The sequence below is a fragment of the Paenibacillus sp. FSL R5-0473 genome (assembly GCF_038004565.1).
Classification (GTDB): Bacteria; Bacillota; Bacilli; order Paenibacillales; family Paenibacillaceae; genus Paenibacillus; species Paenibacillus amylolyticus.
Map to the genome: position 1 here is coordinate 3,593,249 of NZ_JBBORL010000001.1, position 21,559 is coordinate 3,614,807.

The 21,559-nt window shown below is 46.1% G+C and carries 21 protein-coding genes and 1 pseudogene; 5 read left to right on the top strand and 17 right to left on the bottom strand.

What is annotated here, in order from left to right; genetic code table 11:
* Nucleotides 1-100 precede the first annotated feature (100 nt).
* Together MKY28_RS15565 and MKY28_RS15570 are read right to left on the bottom strand one after the other, a co-directional pair.
* The gene (locus MKY28_RS15565; protein WP_036609615.1) at nt 101-430 is read right to left on the bottom strand and encodes a hypothetical protein; all 330 of its coding nucleotides are present in this window, start codon (nt 428-430) and stop codon (nt 101-103) included.
* 97 nt (nt 431-527) lie between these two features.
* Nucleotides 528-1,109 (bottom strand): xanthine phosphoribosyltransferase, encoded by a 582-nt coding sequence (locus MKY28_RS15570; protein ID WP_036609617.1) that lies wholly within the window; start codon nt 1,107-1,109, stop codon nt 528-530.
* A 204-nt stretch (nt 1,110-1,313) separates the two neighbouring features.
* On the opposite strand from MKY28_RS15570, the gene MKY28_RS15575 reads away from it, so the two are divergent.
* Nucleotides 1,314-2,369, top strand: a complete 1,056-nt coding sequence (locus MKY28_RS15575; RefSeq protein ID WP_036609619.1) for a YkvI family membrane protein — start codon at nt 1,314-1,316, stop codon at nt 2,367-2,369.
* Between the two features lie 135 nt (nt 2,370-2,504).
* Here the strand turns inward: MKY28_RS15575 and MKY28_RS15580 are convergent, their stop codons facing one another.
* The 6 genes and pseudogenes from MKY28_RS15580 to MKY28_RS15605 form a co-directional block, all read right to left on the bottom strand.
* Complete coding sequence (locus tag MKY28_RS15580; RefSeq protein WP_036609621.1) at nt 2,505-3,635, bottom strand: glycosyltransferase family 4 protein; 1,131 nt, start codon at nt 3,633-3,635, stop codon at nt 2,505-2,507.
* 316 nt (nt 3,636-3,951) lie between these two features.
* Nucleotides 3,952-4,491, bottom strand: a pseudogene (locus tag MKY28_RS15585) (hypothetical protein); the annotation flags it as partial.
* Complete coding sequence (locus MKY28_RS15590; RefSeq protein WP_340936343.1) at nt 4,484-5,524, bottom strand: hypothetical protein; 1,041 nt, start codon at nt 5,522-5,524, stop codon at nt 4,484-4,486. The gene MKY28_RS15590 and the pseudogene MKY28_RS15585, both read right to left, overlap by 8 nt.
* A 97-nt stretch (nt 5,525-5,621) precedes the next feature.
* Nucleotides 5,622-6,425 carry a Cof-type HAD-IIB family hydrolase gene (locus tag MKY28_RS15595; protein WP_036670159.1) on the bottom strand — a complete coding sequence of 268 codons (804 nt, stop codon included), beginning with the start codon at nt 6,423-6,425 and terminating at the stop codon, nt 5,622-5,624.
* A gap of 44 nt (nt 6,426-6,469) precedes the next feature.
* Entirely contained in the window at nt 6,470-7,216 is a 747-nt protein-coding gene (locus MKY28_RS15600; protein WP_340936344.1) for a pseudouridine synthase, read from the bottom strand.
* A complete protein-coding gene (locus MKY28_RS15605; protein ID WP_340936345.1) occupies nt 7,213-8,910 on the bottom strand; it encodes an RsmB/NOP family class I SAM-dependent RNA methyltransferase in 1,698 nt (565 codons plus the stop codon). Before MKY28_RS15605 ends, MKY28_RS15600 begins: the two co-directional genes overlap by 4 nt.
* Before the next feature lie 221 nt (nt 8,911-9,131).
* Between MKY28_RS15605 and MKY28_RS15610 the strand changes: the two genes are divergently transcribed.
* Nucleotides 9,132-9,680 carry a thioredoxin family protein gene (locus MKY28_RS15610; RefSeq protein ID WP_100529313.1) on the top strand — a complete coding sequence of 183 codons (549 nt, stop codon included), beginning with the start codon at nt 9,132-9,134 and terminating at the stop codon, nt 9,678-9,680.
* Nucleotides 9,681-9,898: 218 nt separating this feature from the next.
* Here MKY28_RS15610 and MKY28_RS15615 read toward each other — a convergent pair whose 3' ends face one another.
* The 3 genes from MKY28_RS15615 to MKY28_RS15625 all read right to left on the bottom strand — a co-directional run bounded on the left by MKY28_RS15615 (nt 9,899) and on the right by MKY28_RS15625 (nt 12,416).
* Nucleotides 9,899-10,381 (bottom strand): DUF309 domain-containing protein, encoded by a 483-nt coding sequence (locus tag MKY28_RS15615; protein WP_100529312.1) that lies wholly within the window; start codon nt 10,379-10,381, stop codon nt 9,899-9,901.
* Nucleotides 10,368-11,183, bottom strand: coding sequence for a GTP pyrophosphokinase (locus MKY28_RS15620; protein ID WP_036609636.1), 816 nt, complete (start codon nt 11,181-11,183; stop codon nt 10,368-10,370). Before MKY28_RS15620 ends, MKY28_RS15615 begins: the two co-directional genes overlap by 14 nt.
* 135 nt (nt 11,184-11,318) lie before the next feature.
* Nucleotides 11,319-12,416, bottom strand: a complete 1,098-nt coding sequence (locus MKY28_RS15625) for a quinone-dependent dihydroorotate dehydrogenase (RefSeq protein WP_017689366.1) — start codon at nt 12,414-12,416, stop codon at nt 11,319-11,321.
* A 255-nt stretch (nt 12,417-12,671) separates the two neighbouring features.
* Here MKY28_RS15625 and MKY28_RS15630 point away from each other — a divergent pair, with 255 nt between their 5' ends.
* Entirely contained in the window at nt 12,672-12,809 is a 138-nt protein-coding gene (locus MKY28_RS15630; protein WP_017689367.1) for a hypothetical protein, read from the top strand.
* 42 nt (nt 12,810-12,851) lie between these two features.
* On the opposite strand, the gene MKY28_RS15635 is transcribed toward MKY28_RS15630, so the two are convergent.
* The 3 genes from MKY28_RS15635 to MKY28_RS15645 all read right to left on the bottom strand — a co-directional run bounded on the left by MKY28_RS15635 (nt 12,852) and on the right by MKY28_RS15645 (nt 16,174).
* Entirely contained in the window at nt 12,852-14,294 is a 1,443-nt protein-coding gene (locus tag MKY28_RS15635; protein WP_340936346.1) for a L,D-transpeptidase family protein, read from the bottom strand.
* 219 nt (nt 14,295-14,513) lie between these two features.
* Complete coding sequence (locus tag MKY28_RS15640) at nt 14,514-14,756, bottom strand: ferredoxin (RefSeq protein WP_017689369.1); 243 nt, start codon at nt 14,754-14,756, stop codon at nt 14,514-14,516.
* A gap of 116 nt (nt 14,757-14,872) precedes the next feature.
* On the bottom strand, nt 14,873-16,174 hold the full coding sequence (locus tag MKY28_RS15645; RefSeq protein WP_100529310.1) for a DNA polymerase IV: 1,302 nt from the start codon (nt 16,172-16,174) through the stop codon (nt 14,873-14,875).
* Between the two features lie 533 nt (nt 16,175-16,707).
* Between MKY28_RS15645 and cimA the strand changes: the two genes are divergently transcribed.
* Nucleotides 16,708-18,327, top strand: coding sequence for a citramalate synthase (gene cimA / locus MKY28_RS15650; protein WP_340936348.1), 1,620 nt, complete (start codon nt 16,708-16,710; stop codon nt 18,325-18,327).
* Nucleotides 18,328-18,447: 120 nt separating this feature from the next.
* On the opposite strand, the gene MKY28_RS15655 is transcribed toward cimA, so the two are convergent.
* On the bottom strand, nt 18,448-18,999 hold the full coding sequence (locus tag MKY28_RS15655; RefSeq protein ID WP_100529308.1) for a TlpA family protein disulfide reductase: 552 nt from the start codon (nt 18,997-18,999) through the stop codon (nt 18,448-18,450).
* Nucleotides 19,000-19,224: 225 nt separating this feature from the next.
* Between MKY28_RS15655 and MKY28_RS15660 the strand changes: the two genes are divergently transcribed.
* Nucleotides 19,225-19,716, top strand: a complete 492-nt coding sequence (locus tag MKY28_RS15660; RefSeq protein WP_340936349.1) for a M67 family metallopeptidase — start codon at nt 19,225-19,227, stop codon at nt 19,714-19,716.
* Here the strand turns inward: MKY28_RS15660 and MKY28_RS15665 are convergent.
* Both MKY28_RS15665 and MKY28_RS15670 read right to left on the bottom strand, forming a co-directional pair.
* On the bottom strand, nt 19,702-20,439 hold the full coding sequence (locus MKY28_RS15665; protein WP_340936350.1) for an exonuclease domain-containing protein: 738 nt from the start codon (nt 20,437-20,439) through the stop codon (nt 19,702-19,704). The two genes, MKY28_RS15660 and MKY28_RS15665, sit on opposite strands and share 15 nt — an antisense overlap.
* On the bottom strand, nt 20,436-21,521 hold the full coding sequence (locus tag MKY28_RS15670; protein ID WP_445670925.1) for a DUF294 nucleotidyltransferase-like domain-containing protein: 1,086 nt from the start codon (nt 21,519-21,521) through the stop codon (nt 20,436-20,438). The genes MKY28_RS15665 and MKY28_RS15670 overlap by 4 nt, the downstream gene beginning before the upstream one ends.
* Between the last annotated feature and the right edge of the window lie 38 nt (nt 21,522-21,559).

A 21,559-nucleotide genomic window follows, 5' to 3' on the forward strand; every position in this document is an offset into this window, starting at 1 on the left:
CAAATTTATTTACAAAAAGAGACCTAAATGAAAAGTCATTTAGGTCTCACGTGACTGTATTGGACTGTCATGTCATTCGAAATTATGTCCCGACTGAAAGTTACCGCTGCGCGTGCTCTTTGCTGTCGTTCTTCTCGAACCAAAAATCAAGCACTTTGGCGGACATCACACGTTCTTCAAGGTACTCCACTTGATGCGGTGTAAATTGTTCTTTCCAAGAGAAGGACAACTCTTCGCACAAGCCTACAATCGTCAGTAATTCTGACCAGGCAACATAGCGTTTGTACCAGAAAAATTGAGGATGTTCAATCATATAGGGATAAAGGTCATCGAATTCCGTATGTTTACAATCCAGGGCACGTTCAAAATGAACTTTCGATTCCGCCAGCTTATCATTAAAAAATTGTTCTGTTGCCGGTTGGTTCCCCATGGTGTTGCCTCCTCTCCCTAACATAACCCCATTATAAATGAAATCGGCGGTCATGCAAAGGCATAGTTCAAAAAATAGGCCCTATTCCTTTAAAATGTCACATTTCGTTATCGTCAAATTGTACTGTTCCATCGTTCAGGGAACGAATGCGTACCAAGGCTTCCACCGGAATACCCTGTTCACGAATCGTGCGTGCCCCCGCCTGAAAACTTTTCTCGACCACAACGCCGAATCCGACGAGTTCCGCACCGGAACGCTCGATAATTTTGATGACGCCACGAGCGGCATCTCCATTGGCAATGATATCATCAATGAACAAAATGCGGTCATTCTCATGAATGAACTCGCGGGATACCATAATGTCAGTTACAATTCCTTTGGTAAAGGACGGTACACGTTCACAGTAAGCATCAGGATCAGCCAGAAGTGTTTTTTTACGACGGGCGAATACAAGGGGCACCCCAAGTTCATAGGCTGCTGCAAAAGCAACCGGAATCCCTGAGGATTCTACCGTGATTACCCGAGTTACTCCACTTTCACGAAAACGGGCAGCAAACTCACGTCCCATCTCCATCGTTAATGCAGGATCAATCTGGTGGTTCAACAGACCATCCAGCTTTAATACTTGATCCGAGATAACCACACCTTCTTGTAATATTCGTTGTTTCAATAATTCCATGATTTGACCTCCCAAGCCTATCCTATGAGGTAAAAGTATCATATATCTATCTATAAGTTCAAGCGAAATTGCCTGGGCGCTGTCCTTGAGACGTAATTCAAGCCAAAGCTCATTATCGATTGTCATGACTTTCGTGGGTCAAGCATACCTTGTACCATGGTACCCGCATGTCCAAACTATACAGGGGCCTGAGAGGGGAAACACATGAAACAGGCATTTCGGGTGCTGCAGATCGCATTTACATACATCGGAACGGTTGTCGGAGCCGGCTTCGCTACAGGGCAGGAAATTTTGCAGTTTTTTACCCAGTATGGCAAATGGGCCACCATCACCATAGGCTTATCCACCATGCTCTTTGTCTGGTTAGGTACCAAAATGATGCTGATCGCTCACGATACCGGGTCCCGCTCTTATGAGGATCTGAACAAACATTTATTCGGCCATAAGGCGGGCAAATGGATCACCTGGGTGACCCTTCTCATTCTCATTGGCGTGAACAGTGTCATGCTTGCCGGAGCAGGCTCCGTTTTTGTCGAACATCTGGGTTTGCATTATCAGACAGGTCTGATCGTCACACTTGTAGGGACATATCTGCTTCTCGGTCGGGGCATTCAAGCCATCCTACAAATGAATAGCATCGTCGTGCCCATGATGCTCCTGTTATCTCTGCTCATGATCACCAGTACGATCCATCATCCAGGTGCTTCCCGATTCATCACACTGACGACAGACTCAAACCCTATTCAAGTGTGGCTGTCTCCACTATTGTATACTTCATTCAATCTGGTGTTGGCTCAAGCTGTTCTTGTGCCTGTAGGTAACCAGATTCGTAGTCGGAATGTGCTGAAGTGGGGTGGAGTATTGGGTGGAATTGGCGTTGGTTTCATGCTGATGGCAGCTCATTTTGCCATGTCAGCTCAGATGCCCGGCATCATCCAATTCGAAATCCCGATGGGCAGCATTGCCTTTCAACTTGGATGGGCAGTGCAATCTGTATATGTATCCCTTATTTTCATGGAAATATTCACTACCTTTGTAGCCGATATCTATGGAATGACCTTGCAACTGAGACAACATATACGTGTCCATCCCCGTTTCATTACATTAACCATTATGCTATTGTGTTACTCACTCAGCCAGTTTGGATTCAGTTCCCTGCTGTCCATCCTTTACCCCATCTTTGGAACTATGGCATTAATCTGGGCTGCCAAATTGGTACTGAACCGCTGGGGCACCTTTCGTAAACGCAACAATATATAACTCTCACGGTCCATGTATTTCATGAATATGAGCATCCGTTTGCCTTCTAACCACAATTCACCGCGGGTACTCTTTCCTTAAACATGACAAAAGGCCGCTGTTTGTCACAGCGGCTCGCACTTTTTGCTCTACGTTTTAGGCTTGGCTAGGAAACTGTAGATACATCTTTTTCAACTCATTGACCGATCTGCCGAGCGAGTAATGTGTCTTGGCTTTTTCACACGCTGAACGGGCAAGTTCATAACGATAAGCCGGGTCCAGCATCACCTTTTCAAGCGCTTCAGCTAATGCAGAAGGATCTTCTGCCGGTACAAGCAACCCATTGCTACCGTTCTCGATCTGTTCCGGTATACCACCTACATCCGTACCCACAAGGGCAAGACAACTCAGAGCCGCTTCAGCAAAGACGGAACCAAATGCTTCTGCCCGTGAAGGAAGTACAAAAATATCAAAGAATGGCATGAATTCCTCAGGGTGCAGTGTGTAACCATAGAAAATGGTCTCATTATAGATCCCCAGTCGCTGCGCCAATTCTTCCAGGTCAGGACGAATCGGTCCATCTCCAATAATATGTAACACATAATCATGACCTCGACCCTTCAGTTCCGCACAAGCTTTGAAAAGAATATCCAACCCTTTTGCCGGAACAAGTCGACATACCGTGACCAGCTGTGGTATCGCATTATCATGAGGGATCGGCTTAAAGCGCTTCTCATCAAATCCATTGGGAATCACACCGATGACATCAGGTTCCTTCACGTAGGGAGCCAGATAACGGCGGAACGAATCCGACACCGTCAAAAGGCGCTCTGCCTGGTGTTCCAGCTCACCATATATCGCAAGCAGGAATCGATGCTCCGGTCCATCCGTTTCAATGCGTCCATTAAGGATTAATTCTCGTTCATAACTGGAGTGAATCGTCTGAATGAGGGGTGTATCCGGGAAAACTGTTTTCATCGCAAGTCCTGCAATTGGGTGGTGGGCATGGATCAGATCATAGGGCTTCTGAATTCGCAGTTTGGTCCACCAAAGATAATCACGATATGTTTGAATATATTTTTGGACAACAGGACTATCCTGATATTCCGTCCAGTCAAACGTTTCGAACTGAACTTCCTCTCTGCCCTTATTGCGAATTCGCTTTGGCAACGAGAACAGATCCATTTCCCACCTCGGGGTTGTAAATCTCTCTTGCATATACGGAATCATAGAGGATACACCTCCGGGCTGCTCCGGAGGAAAGAAAAGCGCCTGCAGCAATTTCACCGTTAGTTTCCCCCTTTCTAACTTACGTACTGCTCTACTATCCATTATGACATAGGGAAGCCGGAACATCTATATTACGATAACTCGTATATACAACATATTCATGAAACGTTCCCCTCAGAAGCAAAAGCTTTAATTCAGCAGTCCATCGCTTGCGGTTGTCGTCAACATATTCATAGGATAGTCAGAATTCTCAGCTCAGTGGCTCCACGGGCTTCTCATATGTACCGTAACCATCGGTCACTCCCAAAAAAGTATACCCGTTCCGCGCGTAAAAGGCGTTCAACGTGGCATTGCTCGCTCCGCAATCTAACCGAACCGTATGTTTGCCTTCAAAATGTATCCCGCTGCTGGACCATTGCAAAATGGACCGTCCTAAACCACACTGAGCATATTTTCTTCGAATCGCTAGCCGATGCAGATAAATTGCGCCATCCTCGGCATGAGCTTTTGAACCCCAAAGATGAATATCCCAAGGACTTGGCTGAACCAAAAGGATGACCATCCCCGCTACGTCCGCCCCTTTTTTGAATACAAACACATCCCCACGACGAATCGCCCCTGCCGTATCATGTGAATCTTCACCTTTAAGCAAAGCGTTCCATTGGGAAGAACCTTGGCTCTGTAACCATTCGGCTGTCTCCACCAGCAGCGACATCACATCCTCCGTATCTTCCGGCTTCGCCTGAACCGCTTGAAAACCATCGTTAATATATTCGCTACTGATCCTGAATGAGTGCATCATTGTTCTCCTCCGCTTCCTGATCTCTTTTAAACTAATGGTACTATACCGGGAAATGGATTTTTCGTCAAAACGAGAACAAAAAAAGGTAAAAGGCGGTTGCCCTTTACCCATCTATTCTGGCTTCATCAATAATCTGATTTCGATACAACATCGTCAGGTGCAAGGTGTCAAACTCCAACTCCTTGTCCAACTCCTGCATCAACACTTCGACCAGGCTCTTTCGCTGAATGCTGGTACCAGGAACCTCGTATTCAATGTATCCCGTCAGATCGGAATGAGAAGTATCTATTGTCGCTGTTCCCACAGGCAATCCACCTCGCTCCTGAAGAAACAGCTCATATACCCGGAACTCCCGATCCTTACGCTTCAGCATGACATAACATGTTTCTTCAGCAGCTTCCAACTCATCCAGATCCGATTCATCGGTATCCTCAAATTCCTCGGAGAAATCGCGATGTACCCACTCTAGCGTCTCGAGTTCGTTGCCCTGATGCCACATGCGGATTGTAATCGTATCGATGATATCTTCATCCAGCTCTCTGACCAGTAACTCTGCCGCAGCTTCCAATTGATTCTCTTCCGGCTCGTCATACCAGTGTATTTCACCTTGTACATCAGCGCCATATTGTTTTAAGGAAGCTTCTGCTAGTTCCTGCCCTTCGACATCATTGAAAATATACGTCGATATGCTGCGTCCTGCGCTTACCATTTCCATCTCCAGAACCTGATCCCGATCTTCATATGTAAACGATTCGGCTTGTGAAACAGGGATTACCTTACTTCCACTGCTACCTATATCGTCATAGCTGCCTTCGTCATGATTCATCTCTTCAGACGGCCACACTGTCTCTGACTCAGGCATATGCAGAACCGTATGTAATGAGCCACAACTAACCAGCACTTCATAATACGCAGCTTCCAACGCATCTGCAAGAGATCGGACATAGGCATGTACTTTTTCCACGATACGTTGCTCTGTATCATCTGGCAGAGACTCCTGCTCGATCTGAAGACTACCTGATAAACGATCTCCTTCTCTATACACAAGGAACAGTGAGCCTGCATATTGACCATTGACCATCACGTCCTGTACTTCTCCACCTGATGTCCGCAGGTCTGCAACTAATTCCACATCATAATTCATCACGTGTCCTCCTCCATTCCTAACGTTATTCTCTTAGGATGCCCCTGAGGACGGTAGATTATGAGGAAAGCGTGCATTTTAAGTATAAGATGTAGGGTTAGACGGATAACACATATTTTTGGATTGCGTGTGCCACACCTTGCTCGTTATTGGAGAGTGTAACCTCGTCCGCAGCAGCTTTCACCTCGTCCGGGGAGTTATCCATGGCAATACCTTTGCCCGCAAAGGTCAGCATCGTAATATCATTGAAGTAGTTACCAATCGCCATAATCTCCGAAGGCATGATTCCTTTCGATTCAGCAAGCCTTTTAAGTGCAGCGCCTTTGGACGCTTCGGGATGCATCAGATCAATAAAAAAGTCACCACTCCGTGTCATATAATAAGGCAGATTCCAGGTAGACCATTCCTGAAGTACTGCATCCATCTGTTCAATCGGACCAAATGCAGTGAACTTCGCCAGCGGTTCTGTCATGTCAACCCACTTGGGTAACTTCAGCGGCTCGGCCATAAAGTTGTAATACATCTCACGCACCTGCAACCCCAAACCTTCCGGTTGATCCACATACAGACCAAATGCCGTATTGATGTCAAAATGTACTCCATTGGTTCGACAGTAGGATATGATCGGCTCCAGTCCTTGTCCATCTAATGCAAAATGATGAACTACCTCACGGGTATCGACTTGCGCGGTAACTGCGCCGTTATGCGTAATCACATATCCATCCAGTCCCATCTGCTCCATAAAAGGAATCGTGTTGGCAGGACCTCTACCTGAACACAGGACAATCTCTGCTCCCTGACGGGAAGCTTGGATCAAGGTCTCCTGAGTCCATTCGGTAAGTTCATGATGATCATTCAGCAATGTTCCATCTACATCAAGTGCAATTAATTTATAAGTCATCTGGCTTCATCCTCATCTGTTAGTAGTCGCACCCACCCAAACCCTTACTTCCGCAGAAAGCTCAACTCATCTGCGGTTAGTTCACGATAACTTCCGATCGCAAGATCGGAAGCTAGTTCTAGCTCACCCATGGCTACGCGTTTCAGATAGACCACACGCTTGCCTACCGCCTGAAACATACGTTTCACTTGGTGAAACTTCCCTTCGTGAATAATAAGCGAGATCGACGAGATCGTACCTTCTTCCGTCTCTTCCTGACCGAGTATAGCCAGCTGAGCAGGTAATGTCTCGTACCCGTCATCCAATTGAATGCCCGCCTTGAAACGTTGCACATCCGCTTCATCCACGTTTCCCAGCACACGGGCTTCATAGGTTTTGGGCACATGCTTGCGTGGAGATAACAGATCATGGGCAAGTGGACCGTCATTCGTAAGAATGAGCAGTCCCTCCGTATCCTTATCCAGTCGTCCCACAGGAAAAGGATTGAACACCCGATCCTCTTTCCGCAGCAGATCCAGTACCGTCTTATCTCTGTTATCCTCGGTAGCAGACACAACACCCGGAGGTTTATGCAACATCAGATAGATCATCTCCCGATACACAATCCGCTCACCATCGGCTTCAATGACGTTGACCTCAGGGTTCACCTGTACACCACTGTCTTTCACCGCTTTGCCGTCCACATGGATTCTGCCTTGTTTCACCATCTTTTTGAGTTCACTTCGTGTTCCCACACCCATATGGCTTAATATTTTGTCCAGACGCAACGTTTGTTTGCCTTTTCCACTCATACCGATGTCCACCTCCACCCTGCCGGATATTCATTCTTCAGTACACCATCCAGCCATTTTCCCCAGCCAGCGGCATAACCATCTACACATACAAGAACATACCCTTTGGCAAACGTATCCGCCTTGAGCACCACTCGTTCTTCTTCAATATTTAACGTTTCACCCTTGAGGTATCTCACGGCTTCGCCATCAGCGGATGACAGATTTACGCTTCGCCGTGCTTCAGATGCATTCAAAGCACACGCAAGCGGGTGGGACGGAACAAATCGTCCATTCTTGATCGTGCCCATAAACCAACCTGGACGAATGACTTTCAGTCCCTCCAACCGAGCTGCACCAACCGATGATTGATACACACGATCTCCATAACATACCGTCTCTCCCGTTAACTCAATCTCCAATTGTTCTTTCATAAACTGACTGTAGATCGCAACCGGATCAATACTTGCCGAATCAGCTCCGCGTCCCTGACCCCGTTCCGATTTACGTCCACCGTGATCTTTACCTTTTTTACTCTGTCTACCCGAATTTTTGCCGCCACCAGCCTGTCTGTCATGGGACTCTCGGGATTCGATTCGCAATAAACGTTCCTTTTTACGATCAGCCTTGGTCATAGCAATTGAAGAAGCAGCAATAGAGTGATCCTTGTTCCCCTCTACTTCAATCCTGGACACATCCACGACCTGTCCATACTCCATTGCTCCTTCTTTAACTACTCCAGGTTGATCTGTTTCTAATTCTTGCCCTGCACGATGCTGCAATACAGCGAGATAATGTCCCTCTCCTTCCAAAAGGTGAGGCCACAATCTTGCGGTGCCACGCGTTTGATCCAGTACAGCTTCCGTCTCCTCTGCCTTCTCTGGCATCATCTGACGTACCCATTCCGGACGTCCTGGAGCGAATCCTTTTTCTTCAGGAATGTCCCTGACAACGAAATCATGGTTTACATTCAGAAACTCCGCAATCATTGCTTCGTTTTCCTCCGGCGCAAAGGTACATGTCGAGTACACGATGGTTCCTCCCGGGGCCAGCAACCGTGCCGCAGTCTCCAAGATATCCCGCTGCATGAGCACACATTTTTCCACCGAATGATGTTCCCACGATTTCACCATGTCTTCATCCTTGCGGAACATGCCTTCACCTGAGCAAGGCGCATCAATTAATACTTTGTCAAAATAATGAGGAAATGCATTTGCGATCCGCTCTGGCGACTCATTCAAAACAACCGCGTTACGCACCCCGTACAATTCCACGTTCTTGGCCAGCGCTTTTGTGCGTTCAGCATGGATATCGTTCGTGACAAGTACACCCATGCCTTGCAGCTTTGCAGCAATCTGTGTCGTTTTTCCTCCCGGAGCAGCACATAGATCTAGGACACGATCTCCAGGCTCCACCTGCAATAATTCAACTGGAGCCATTGCACTTGGTTCCTGTATATAATACAAGCCTGCATGATAATAAGGGTGCAGCCCCGGTTTAACACCATGAGGTACATAGAATCCTGTCTCACACCACGGAATAGGTCTTAGATCAAACGGAGCAATCTCATCGAATTGTTCCATCGATATTTTTAGCGTATTCACTCTCAGCCCCGCATGTGGAGACTGTTCATAAGATTTCATAAATTGTTCAAACTCATCACCCAGCAAACTTTTCATTCGCTCAGCAAATATCAAAGGTAACTTTACACCCATATTCCCACTCATCCTGTCTTGGTAAGATTGCAATATCGTTTTATTTTATCATATCCAAGCTTTGCTTTCCTATCATATCGTATCTATTCCACTACAGCGTGTAATGTAGTATAATGGCAAGTAGATTGATTCCTGAGCAAAAATTCGGGTGTTTATGCATATTATCCCAACCTTTATTTTTGCCCAAACTATATTTCGATATGATCGATGGGGGATGTCCAATGAAATCCAAGAAGAAAAAGAAAAGTGCTGCGATCCTTATTTTCCTGGGTATTTTAATCATTATGATTGCAGCACTGGTTGTCGTAGACCAGCAATCCAAGAAACAGATGGATTCAGTGGAAAATGCTTATGGCATCGCTGCTTCCAAGCTTAATCCAGCTACACGGGAGCTACTTAGTGATCCCAACTATCAACAAATTATTGTACCCACTGATCTCAAAGCCAAAATCGATAACAAAGACAGCTTTTTTGTTTATTTCTTTGCTTCCGACTGCTCGCACTGCCGTGCCACAACACCTCAGTTGATGCCACTGGTTGACAGTGAAGGTATTGAGCTTCCACAGTTCAATCTGCGTGAATTCGAAGCAGGATGGACCGATTACAATATCGAGTTCACACCTACACTCGTCTATTATGAGGCTGGTGTCGAGAAAGACCGTATGGTTGGCGGACTGCAAGAGAATGGCAGTGACCAGGGCTACACACTGGAAGATTACAAACAATTTTTCCAAAAATATAAAGGCAGCGCTACTCCTTCGGCAAGCTAACTGATAGATCCGTTTCCACAAGTATCTACAATCAGGCACTTGTATCACCAGACACTGTTCTGTTGAAGGACAGGCTGCGCCACCTGCAATCATCTGAATATGAGGCAACATTCAAAAACACCCCGATCGTTCCCTTTACAGGAATCGTCGGGGTGTTTCATATACATGGAACTTCATATCCATGGGATGCTCATTTGAATGTTAACGCTAATTACGGTTCAACTTTTACTCTGATCCATCGCCTTCATCTTCTCTTCGTATATTCGCCCTCTGGTAGGACTCCGGCGCTGCGGAATATTAGGTTTTAGCTCAAGCGATCTTCTAGACATCTCTTGTTCTAAGACCTCATCAACAATTCGTATGGACAAATCCCTATAAGTCACAGACTGAGCGTCAGGCTCAGATAGTTGCTTCACGATTTCCTGTACATCCCGTACCAAAGCCCCTAGGTCAATGCCCAGAATCGTAGCAGGATAAGGTTCCAGAAGATCAAGTGAACTCTGTAACATCATCGTTCCTCCGCGGAGATTGCCATTCCTGAAGTGGTATAAACCAACTGCAATTTGTAACAATCCCTTATAGAGAGAATCCCGGTTCCGTTCAAGCCACAATTCTTCCAGCACCTCATGGCACTCGAAATAATCCTGATCCCGATTGAAGTAGATTAAGTAGTCAACGTACAGTGGCTCATAGATGCTCATCCGGGTTTTCGCCCTTTCTGGCGTTGTTCAGAAGTTTCTTCACGTCATCCAGCAAGTCTTTGAGCCCTTCCATATCATGCCGTTCCCAGTAATCGTTAAATCGCTTCTGTGCTTCAATTGCTTCACTGACAAGGTGGTAGAAGTATAATTGATGAATGATATTCAATGTTCTTGACACGATATTGGAATCATCCTCAAATGCCTTCTGCGCCTCCAAAATCTGTAGACGAATTGCAGACATCTCGTTGTCCAGTATAAACGCGGCCTCAGCCGTTTTTTTCAGCCTGGTTCTCATCTCATCAGGTAACCCTTCGCGAAACTTGTAACTCAGCGAATGTTCAATGGTAGCCCAGAAATTCATGGCAAGTGTCCGGATCTGTATCTCGGCCAAAACTTTCTTTTGTCCCAGAGCCGTCTGAACGGGATACTCAATAATCATATGGAAGCTGCGATAGCCGCTCTCTTTGAAATTCGTAATGTAATCTTTCTCAATGAGTACCGTGAGATCCTTACGACCTCGAATATACTCGGCAACCCGACGGATATCATCCACGAACTGGCACATAATGCGGATACCTGCAATATCCTCAATGCCTGTTTCCACGTCATCAAGCGACACATTCAGTCGTCTGGATTTCTCCAGAATACTGGATATTTTTTTAACACGACCGGTAACGAATTCAATCGGGGCATACTCTTCCCGTTTCTTCAGTTCCGCTCGCATTGTCTTAAACTTGACTTTCAATTCCTCTACCGCTTGTTCATAAGGAAGTAAAAATGTACCCCAGTCTCTACCGTCCATGCTTATGCCTCCTGTCTCTATAGCGTCCCCTGTTCTATTCCATTATACATGATGTTTGGTGGGGGGAAGAGTCCCGAACCATTTTACGCTCTTCCCATGCTTCTATATTTTCATTCCGGGGATTCACATTCCTTCTTAACGATGCTCCGCACCAACCGCTTCGGAGATATGACGATAACCGTCCTTGCGTAGCAACTCACGCAGTCCGGCATGAATGCGCCGATTCACCTCAGGTCCTTCATAGATCAATGCTGTATATATTTCGACCAAGCTTGCTCCGGCTTTAATTTTCTCGTATGCATCCTCACTTGTGAAAATGCCACCTGAACCGATAATCGGAAGTTTGCCTTCGGTCTGGCGATAGATCTGGCGAATAATCTCCGTTGAACGGTCACGTAGAGGTTTACCGCTCAGACCGCCTGTTTCCTTCGCATGTTGGTGGGAAAGTCCTGTACGACTGATGGTTGTGTTCGTTGCAATAATACCAGCAACACCGCTGTCTGCAATTGTGCGAACCATATATTCAAGTTCCTGATCATTCACATCCGGTGCAATTTTCACCAGAACGGATTTGGTCGCTCCGCCCGCTCGTGCATGCTGCACGTTCATCTCGTTCATAACCGCAGCGAGCAGTTCCTTCAATTCATTCCCATGTTGCAGATTACGCAAATCCGGTGTATTTGGTGAACTGATATTAACCACGAACAGATCAGCATAATCGTATAGTGCCTGAATGCACTTCGAATAGTCCAGGTGAGCTTCCTCATTAGACGTTGCCTTATTCTTGCCGATGTTAACAGCCACTGGAATACGCCGATCCTGTAGACGTGCCAATTCACCTGCCATGGCTTCCGCACCAAGATTGTTGAAGCCCATTCGGTTCACCAACGCCTCATCTGGAGGCAAACGGAACAGCCGTGGTTGATCGTTACCTGGTTGTGCAAGTGGTGTCACGGTTCCCACTTCCATGAATCCAAATCCGATGGAAGAAAAGCCCGTTACGGCCTGCCCGTTTTTGTCCAGACCCGCAGCCAGACCAACAGGTGTAGGGAAATGACACCCAAACATGTCAACAGCCAGATCAGACGTTTCACGAACGCCGTACATCACACGCAGTCCGGAAGGAACCGGACGGATGCTACCGACGCCACTAAGGCCGCCAATAATCAGATGATGGGCCTGTTCAGGGTCCATTTTGAACAACAAAGGTTTAGCAAGACTTCTGTATAACAAATCACTCACTCCGTTCTGGTCCGGTACGCCAAAAAGCCGTTGTCCGTCTTTTCATATGTAAAAAAACACTCTACTCACAAGTTTATCTGTTTCTTATTAAAAAGGAAAGTAGTTTGCGCATAGACAGCACAAATCGAATAATACAAAATGCTCACAAGAAATCCACCCGCCCACTGGAAATGACGAGTTGAATTCTTTACAATGAGAGCATGGTTACTCTACACCAGTTCTATTCCAAATAAGGAGGAATAACTCATGGCTCCCAAACGTAAACCACCTGCATTACAGCAAAAGAAAGAAGAAGTGAATCGCAAAGCCATTGCATGGACAGCAGCCAGTGTAGGCGGCTTGATCATCATCATTGGTGCTCTTATCATTATTGCCAACATGTAGATGATTCAGGCTGAATCCATCTGATTCTACATATCAAACAGATCAATTCAGCCAGTGATACGTTTTGTTCGGATTATTTTGCTTTGGAACAAGCGTATGCTGATAACGCTGCTTTGCTTCTGGAACAAGCGTCAGATCTGGCAGTACATCTTCTCCAATGCGTACCGGAGTGCCTTGCGGAGCAAGAGCGAATAACTCTTCTACATCTCCTGTAAGCATTCTCACACATCCAAGGGACTCATCCAGTCCGATACTGTCTGGCTCGTTGGTCCCGTGGATGGCATAATTCGTATTCGAGAGCTGCATACCTCTGCTTCCAAACTCACCGTTCGAGCGTCCATTCGGATTGACCACTTTATCTGTGATGATAAATGAACCTTCCGGTGTTTGATCACCGCCAAGTCCCACATCATATATACGAACAATGGTATCCCCACTGATTAATGCAAGTTTATGTTTATCCTTATCAATGACCATCTCCAGCGGTTCCTGCAAAAAAGGCTGACCTCCCAGCGTATCTGCAAAAGCAGCATTTTTGCCTTGAGACGAATCCAAAGATGTTGAACCGTTCTCTTTACCAATTGAATCGCTCTTTCCTTTCTGTGCCTTTCCTTGATGCAAAGCTAGCAGCTTCGGAAACATCTCGGTCATACCTGGCGCAGTCTCTCCCAGAATATTGTTCGGAAATGGCTGAGCCATTTGCGTTACACTCTTGGGCCAAGCGCCATTTTTTTTGCGATAGGCAACGATTGCACTTGATAATGATGCAGCTGCTTCCTGCTTGGCGGTCCACGCCAAGGCCATTTTTTTGATTTTCGGTGTAATTTCAGGAGGTTCACAGTTACATTGCTTGGCATCATAACTCTGTGCAGTTAATTTCCCGCTTGTATTGGTTTGTACTATGTATTTCACAGGCATATTTCGTTTCCATAAAGACCAGTCATCCGAGGTTTGCATGCCCAGTACAGCAGAGGTCTCTACTTTTGGGCCAGACCCGGACCAGGCAGCTGCGAGCGCAGCCTCGCCATGATTACCTCCACCAAATGCCGCAGCAGTGAACACATTGCTTGGCGCAATGGATGCAGTTCCAACCTGTTTATCCGCTTCTACAGGCGCTTCGATGTCATCTGTGGATTCCAGTGCTGCTGACAGTGCGTCGGCCGCTTCCCGACTGAAACCCGGAGCGTCCGCAGGTGGCAGACCCGCCAGCACAAGCAGCATGAGCAACGTAAGCCACATTTTGCGTCTACGTTGTTTTTTCTCTTTTTGCTCAGACATTTCCACCAGTTTATCCTGATAGTCTACCCAGATGTCCGCAGGAGCTTTACTGCGTTCAAATGCCTCATAAACCTCGCCCGCTTGCTGAAAACAATAATTGGCTTTGGCCTCCTGTCCTTCGCCCAAATACTCCTTTCCAAGCAAGTACCAAGCCATTTTGTTGTCGGGATGTTTCTTGACATATGTTCTTAGATGAGTATTTTGCATCCGATCCTCCACTATTTCGCCTTTTTCCGTTTATCATTATATATCGGCATAACCAGGCGTTGAATCCATAGGACTTGAGTACCCGGTGGAAAAAAGGGGGTTCGACAATGTTCGTCCTGGATCCACAGATCAGATAATCACAGTTAAATGAATGCAAAAAAAGCACCTTCCCTTGTCGTTAAGACAAAAGAAAGTGCTCTATGTTCATGTGAGAAATACTTAGCCTTCTTTATTGAAAGGCTCGTCCGCTACTTTGATTGAATCTGTAGGGCAGCCATCGCATGCATCCTGCATATCGTCAAACAAGTCGTCTGGAATAGCTTTGACACCATGGTTAGCATCGCCGTCAAAGATAACTTCAGCCAAACCTTCATCATCATAATCGTAGATGTCTGGAGCTGTTGCTCCACAAGCGCCACATGCGATACATGTGTCTTTTTCAACCCAAGTATATTTACTCATTTACATTCTCTCCTCCTAAAATTCAAAACGTACAGTGTTTTTATCTAGAAACATATTAATACAAAGTAATGATAATTACAAACATTTTGCAACCACAAGTCTCTATTATCCCTTATTTAATCAAGACTTTGCAAGTTATCTTTTTGCAGGGAAGTACCGCGCACTTTATGATTACGAAGCAGCACGGAAGGATCGTCTCCAAGCATGCCCGCGGTCACAACAGCATTTTCACCAAATTTATCACGTAACTGATCCATAATCCGAATCAGATTGTCCTTCTTGGGCTTCTGCTCATATTCGAACAAGTCCATCTGCACAGCGGATTCTTCTCTTGGAATCAGGTTCTGAAGTGTCACACCCAGCATGCGTACAGGCTTGCCACTACCCCAATGCTTCTCAAATAGTTTACAGGCCTCACGGTAAATGACCGTTGCATCCTCCGTAGGAACTTCCATTAGACGTGATCGGGTGATTGTCTTCATATCCGGTGTCCGGATTGTAATCTGAATACCCTGACTGAACATTTCGTGCTTGCGCAACCTTCTGGCTACCTGGTCACTTATATTGAGGAACACCCGATGAATCTCATTCATATCCGATACATCCGCCGGTAAAGTGGTTGTATGCCCAATGGATTTATTGGCCTCACGTTCCGCGTGAACTGCGGAATGGTTAATGCCATTCGCGGAATTTTTGAGCCATGCTCCATTAACTCCAAATAGTTCGGTCAACATGTTCTCATCCGACTTGGCCAATTGACCAATCGTTTCAATGCCCAATTTTTTCAACTTTTCAGCCGTTTTTTTGCCAATGCCAAACATCTCATTGCATGGTCTGTGCCAAAGAATCCGAGGTACGTCTCTCATGCGTAAAATGGAGATACCGTTCGGTTTTTTCAAATCCGAAGCCATTTTCGCCAATAATTTGTTGGGTGCAATGCCAATGGAACATGGCAGCCCCAATTCATCCTTGATTCTACGCTGAATACTCTCCGCAATCTCCATTGGATTCCCGAATTGCCTTGAACCTGTAATATCAAGATAACATTCATCAATGGATGTCGCCTCAAGTTGAGGGGTATAACTATACGCAATCTGCATGAAGGCTCTTGAATATTGACGATATAAATGAAAATCAGGACGTATCACAATGAGATCAGGGCACTTTTTCATGGCTTGGTGCACAACCATACCTGTTGAGATGCCTCGATTACGAGCGGCATATGAGCAGGTTACAATTACACCCTTTCGCAGTTCACTGCTACCCGCAACGGCCGTTGCTTTTCCTCTATATAAATCTGGTTCCTCGGCTTCATGTACAGAGCAGTAGAAAGCATTCATATCGACATGCAGAATCACCCGTCCGGCTGCAGGGTAATATTGATCCACATTTGCTGGAGGATTGCCGTCTGAAGACATCATGAACCCCCGCCCTTTCTTGCACACTAATTAATGAAAACTAAATTACTTTCTTCTATAGTATATCAAACCCGTTATGTTAATTCAGTCACGAGCATTTATTTTCTACGAGATCTGATCAGAGACCGAATAATTAACCAGCCTACACTCACAAAAAGTATCAAAGTGATCAGAGCAATAATCGTATTTTCCCATAAAAAAGTCAAAATCACCCCTCCTTTTCTTCCATATATTCCAATTAAAACTCAATAATAGATTATAACATACATTCGGATTATGATTAACATCCTTCTTTTTTCTCTAAAATCCGTTAATTGTTACATGAAACTGCGATTTCTATGTAGCATTTGGCTATAATGGTGCTATAATAATTAATTATACAAATTGACGACTTTAGGACAAATCAGCGCATTGAGTTTAACACAGTGTAGCGTTGCCGAATCGAAGGATTCGTCCACTAACGTACTTAACAGCTTTTCCTAACTTACAATCCAAACTTTTAAAAGAGCGCTTTATCTCAAAGGAGGATCTTCATGTCAAAGGCCATTTCCATCTTCGATACGACTTTACGTGACGGCACACAAGGGGAGGGTGTCAGCTTATCGGCAGACGACAAACTCAAAATTGCCAAGAAGCTTGATGACCTGGGTGTCCATTATATTGAAGGCGGAATTCCCGGCAGCAATACCAAGGACATTGAGTTTTTCAAAAGAGTCAAGGAATTAAACCTGAACGCAAAGGTTGTTGCTTTTGGCAGTACACGCCGTAAAGGCAGCGTTGCTAGTGAAGACGCCAACCTGAAGCGTATGATCGAATCCGGTGCTCAAGCTGCAACCTTGGTCGGTAAATCATGGGACTTCCATGTGCATACCGCTTTGCAGACTACATTGGAAGAGAATTTGTCCATGATCTATGATTCCATCGCCTATCTGAAACAGAATGGTATGGAAGTGATCTTTGATGCAGAACACTTCTTTGACGGATTCAAACATAACCCGGAGTATGCTCAAGCGGTCTTGACCAAAGCTCACGATGCTGGAGCGGACTGGCTCGTCATGTGTGATACCAACGGCGGGACGATGCCAAACGAGGTGCACGAGATCGTATCCACATTGCGTAGAAGCCTGCCTCATGCACATCTCGGCATCCATACACATAATGATTGTGAACTGGCTGTCGCTAACACACTCAGCGCTGTACAAGCCGGAGCCCGTCAAGTGCAAGGAACGATGAACGGTTATGGAGAGCGTTGCGGTAACGCCAATCTCGCATCCATTATCCCGAACCTGCAACTGAAACTTGGTTATGAATGTGTTACTGAGGATTCCATGAGACAGCTTACAAACGTGGCTCGTTATGTTAGCGAGATTGCCAATGTGAATATGCCGATTAATCAGCCTTATGTTGGCAATGCTGCTTTTGCTCACAAAGGTGGAATTCACGTCTCTGCCATCCTGCGGGATTCACGTACCTATGAACACATCGTGCCTGAACTGGTTGGTAACAAACAACGTGTGCTGGTCTCTGAACTTGCCGGACAAAGTAACATTGTATCCAAAGCACAGGAACTGGGGCTTGAGTTCGATCCAAGCAGTGCCAATTCACGTCAGATTATTGAGAAGATCAAAGACCTGGAGCATCAGGGTTACCAGTTCGAAGGTGCAGATGCTTCGCTCGAATTGTTAATTCGTGAAGCGAACGGTGATATGAAAGAATTGTTCACTTTTGAATCATTCAAAATGCTTGTGGAGAAAACGGCGGGCAAATCTGTTGTTTCCGAAGCTTTTGTCAAAGTGAATATCGCTGGAACAAGCGCTTATACCGCTGCTGAGGGCAATGGTCCGGTTAACGCACTCGATAACGCCCTTCGGAAAGCGCTGGTGCAATACTTCCCTTCACTTGCCAACATGCATCTGTCGGACTACAAAGTCCGTGTTCTGGATGAGAAGGATGCCACAGCTGCCAAAGTTCGTGTATTGATCGAATCTAAAAATACGGAAAACACATGGAACACTGTTGGTGTATCCGAGAACGTAATTGAAGCAAGTTGGGAAGCGCTCGTTCACAGTTTCCGCTATGCTTTGCTTCAAGAAAAATTACAGGATGAGCCGGGCACACTCCCTATTTCTGCGCATGGGATAAGCAACCACTAAAGTATATATTCAAAAAAGCGTTTTTTTGAACAACCTTTTAACGCTTATTTCCCGGAAAATATAAAGAAGCCTCTGTACCCATGATTCATGGATGCAAAGGCTTCTTTGTTTACATGAAAATTAATTCGCAATTAACTTTTTAATCTTACGTTCCAACTCTTTCTCGGGTAATATGCCCAGAACAATCTCCTGTATAACTCCTCTGGAGTCAATCAGAACATTCGTTGGAAAAGCCACCCCATTGTATTGAGCATACACAGTCCCCTTCTCATCCAAGGGAATAGGGAATGTCAGTTGGTACTCATCCACAAAAGCTTTGGCATCCTTGAGTTTATCGTATGACGTTACATTAACCCCATACATGTCAAGCTTATCCTTGTATTTTGCAGCCATTCTGTTCAGCTCTGGAGCTTCCTGCTTACACGGCTCACACCAGGATGCCCAGAAACTGACAAACGTGGCCTTATCTTTGGCACCGCCCACACTGTACGTCTTCCCATCCATTGCTGTCAGAGAAAAAGCAGGCGCCAGAAGACCCGCACGAGGTCCCGTCTCTGTAGGCATGGGTTCTTCCTGCTTAAAGACGGCTGCAATGCCGTCACCCGCATTCTGGGCCAGTGCAATACCAACCAGCAAGACAACACCAAGGAGTATGTATATGTTTCGTTTCATAACCCGCCACCCTTTTATATAATTAGCATATTGAAACTGAAACCGTAATTTCTGCATATGCTAAGTGTTTATCACGCTCTATGACAGTTCACCAGAACATGATTCCAAATGTTCTCTTTATTATTGTACCCTTTTCCTTTAAAATTTTACAATCCGCATCACAGAAAATAAAATGAAAAAGGACTCCTGCCGTAGCAGGAGCCAAAGAGAGAGGGGTGAATACAAATGGCAGCACTTCACGGGCAGCAAAACGCCTTCTACATCCCTTCTTCCGTAGAACAAGAGATGTCAAAGCACATGTTCCTTTCGCTGCCACAAGAAGCCTGCGGGGTTATGCTGGGTGAAACCGCAGCGGGCGGTATACGAATCAGTCGGTTTCAGCCCATTCGTAACGTAGCACCTGACCCGCTGCACCATTTTGCTCTAGACGATGCCGAATGGATTCGGTGCGTATTCTCCGAGCCCAAGCTCATCGGTATCTTCCATTCTCATCCGCATACAAGGCCCGTTCCATCCTTAGAGGACATCCAAGCGCTTCCGGCCTTCGCAGGTTTGCTTCAGATGTACCTCATCGGCTCACCTGACCTTACAGCCGGATTAGTATCTCATATGCATCTGAACGGTTATCTGATTGAATCTTCGAAGGAATCGCAGGATCCGGCACAACACGTTGTGCCTTCATACAATCTGCTTCCCGTTCCGTTATGCGTGACTTAGCTGGGTATACAGATCACCCAAGGTCTCCACATTTTTACGAGTCATGTCCTCCAAGTAGCAGGACCATAACTGTGCAGTCATTTTTGAATCTTCCAGTGCATGGTGACGTCCATAGATCGGAATCCCTCTGGATTCCAGCAATTCATCCAGACCATACCCCGGCCTGCTTGGTTCAAGCCAGCGGGCCAACATCATCGTATCGATTAAACGATGTGTCAGCCTTACCTTTGAAGTCCGCCACAGAGCTGCATTCAGAAAAGCTCGGTCATGCGCACTTGCGTGTGCAATCAGAACATTTCCACCTACAAAAGACATGAAATCATGCAGCCCTTCCAGCAAAGTCGGTGCGTCCAACGTCATCTCCTGTGTAATACCTGTAAGTTCAGTAATATGTTCCGGAACTGCGGTCTTGGACTGCACCACCGTATAGAACTGTTCTCCTTCCAGTACCACACCACCATGTATACGGACCGCACCAAATGAGATAATCTCATCCCCATGCTGGGGCGAAAAACCCGTCGTTTCCAGATCAAATACAACTGCGTCCAGCTCATTTAGAGGTGTATGCAGAACCTCAGGTCTGCGCTGTTCTCTCATCATAGAGCGGATAAACGCCATGTGTTGCGCCGTAGGGGCTCCCATAATGGAAGCGATGACGGAAGGAACCCCTCCCTGACGCAGCGAATTCCAGAATCCTGTATTGCCCCTTGCCGGCTCTCTCATGGACGTCTCCTTTCTGCAAAACGCAACTGTCTTTGCAAAGCACGATGCACTCGTCGTACCAACCCGAGCGTATCCCTGAGCTCATAATGAATTTGCTTTTGTTTCATCTGTTTCTCATCCAGAAACCCACTGCTATGTTGCAAATCCCCTTGGATGACAACCGGTGTACTTCGGCGAAATTTCAAAGCGGCAAAGAAGGCCCGCTGGCATGCATCCAGTAATGTAAATGGAACAGCTTCAAGTGAACTCAGTCTCTCCATTCTTTTTAACGTAGATGACTCCTTGATCCCATGTTGCAAAGCCAAATAACGTGCACTGTTCACCAGCGGAATGTACAAGCCATACTTGACATCAAATCCGCCTGCATGTTCACCAAATCGTTCTGTGACCACACGTCCAAGTACATTTAATGTAGCTTTATGTTTAACCGTATTGCGAAGAACCGCATCCGAAAGTTCAGGAACCAGTCTGAACTGTTCATAAAAACTCGTGATCCATTCCTCCGCCAGACTTTGCTCACCTGCAACAAAACGCATGTCTGAAGCAATAATCAGATTACGAACGGGCTCCCAATTCAGATCCGAGCTCCAATCTGCTAATTGTTGTTTCCATGACGCCAGCGTTTTTCTCCAGAGTGGCTCAGAGCACATGACTTTGCCTTCGCACTTGGCGTAACCAAGCTCTTCTAACATATCCGTCATTCGCAGTCCGAGCTGAGCAAAATATTCCTCTTTACCTTCATGCGGAGTATCGCTAATGATCATGCCATTATCCTGATCACTCCATAACGTTGCTTCTTCCCTGCCGGAACTGCCAAATACGATAAAGGCATAGGGGACGGGAGGTTGGCCGAAGCCTTCCTCAACCATCCCCTGAATGCATAACTCTACTGCTTTCCGTGCAATCCGGTCATGCAGTTCATTTACCGTTTGGTACCACTCGATCGGCGACAAGGAAGCGGACAACAATTCCTGGAGCTCGTTCTGTAATATTACACGTGCCTGGCGCAGTTCTTGAGAAGACACCGCACCATCGATTCCCTGATAAGACCAGGAATAGTTTGTATACGAGATGGGTTCCATCATGTCCAGCCTCCTTGAAGCATGATTCAGCATCATTC

Bases quoted from the DNA above. Each gene is read 5' to 3' on its own strand.
- MKY28_RS15605 (WP_340936345.1), bottom strand. From the start codon at position 8,910: ATGGGTGTAAAGTTACCTTTGATATTTGCTGAGCGAATGAAAAGTTTG.
- cimA (WP_340936348.1), top strand. From the start codon at position 16,708: ATGTCAAAGGCCATTTCCATCTTCGATACGACTTTACGTGACGGCACA.
- MKY28_RS15600 (WP_340936344.1), bottom strand. From the start codon at position 7,216: ATGAGTGGAAAAGGCAAACAAACGTTGCGTCTGGACAAAATATTAAGC.
- MKY28_RS15565 (WP_036609615.1), bottom strand. From the start codon at position 430: ATGGGGAACCAACCGGCAACAGAACAATTTTTTAATGATAAGCTGGCG.
- MKY28_RS15575 (WP_036609619.1), top strand. From the start codon at position 1,314: ATGAAACAGGCATTTCGGGTGCTGCAGATCGCATTTACATACATCGGA.
- MKY28_RS15660 (WP_340936349.1), top strand. From the start codon at position 19,225: ATGGCAGCACTTCACGGGCAGCAAAACGCCTTCTACATCCCTTCTTCC.
- MKY28_RS15615 (WP_100529312.1), bottom strand. From the start codon at position 10,381: ATGAGCATCTATGAGCCACTGTACGTTGACTACTTAATCTACTTCAAT.
- MKY28_RS15630 (WP_017689367.1), top strand. From the start codon at position 12,672: ATGGCTCCCAAACGTAAACCACCTGCATTACAGCAAAAGAAAGAAGAA.
- MKY28_RS15610 (WP_100529313.1), top strand. From the start codon at position 9,132: ATGAAATCCAAGAAGAAAAAGAAAAGTGCTGCGATCCTTATTTTCCTG.
- MKY28_RS15640 (WP_017689369.1), bottom strand. From the start codon at position 14,756: ATGAGTAAATATACTTGGGTTGAAAAAGACACATGTATCGCATGTGGC.
- MKY28_RS15655 (WP_100529308.1), bottom strand. From the start codon at position 18,999: ATGAAACGAAACATATACATACTCCTTGGTGTTGTCTTGCTGGTTGGT.
- MKY28_RS15595 (WP_036670159.1), bottom strand. From the start codon at position 6,425: ATGACTTATAAATTAATTGCACTTGATGTAGATGGAACATTGCTGAAT.
- MKY28_RS15635 (WP_340936346.1), bottom strand. From the start codon at position 14,294: ATGCAAAATACTCATCTAAGAACATATGTCAAGAAACATCCCGACAAC.
- MKY28_RS15645 (WP_100529310.1), bottom strand. From the start codon at position 16,174: ATGTCTTCAGACGGCAATCCTCCAGCAAATGTGGATCAATATTACCCT.
- MKY28_RS15570 (WP_036609617.1), bottom strand. From the start codon at position 1,109: ATGGAATTATTGAAACAACGAATATTACAAGAAGGTGTGGTTATCTCG.
- MKY28_RS15665 (WP_340936350.1), bottom strand. From the start codon at position 20,439: ATGAGAGAGCCGGCAAGGGGCAATACAGGATTCTGGAATTCGCTGCGT.
- MKY28_RS15590 (WP_340936343.1), bottom strand. From the start codon at position 5,524: ATGAATTATGATGTGGAATTAGTTGCAGACCTGCGGACATCAGGTGGA.
- MKY28_RS15670 (WP_445670925.1), bottom strand. From the start codon at position 21,521: ATGGAACCCATCTCGTATACAAACTATTCCTGGTCTTATCAGGGAATC.
- MKY28_RS15620 (WP_036609636.1), bottom strand. From the start codon at position 11,183: ATGGACGGTAGAGACTGGGGTACATTTTTACTTCCTTATGAACAAGCG.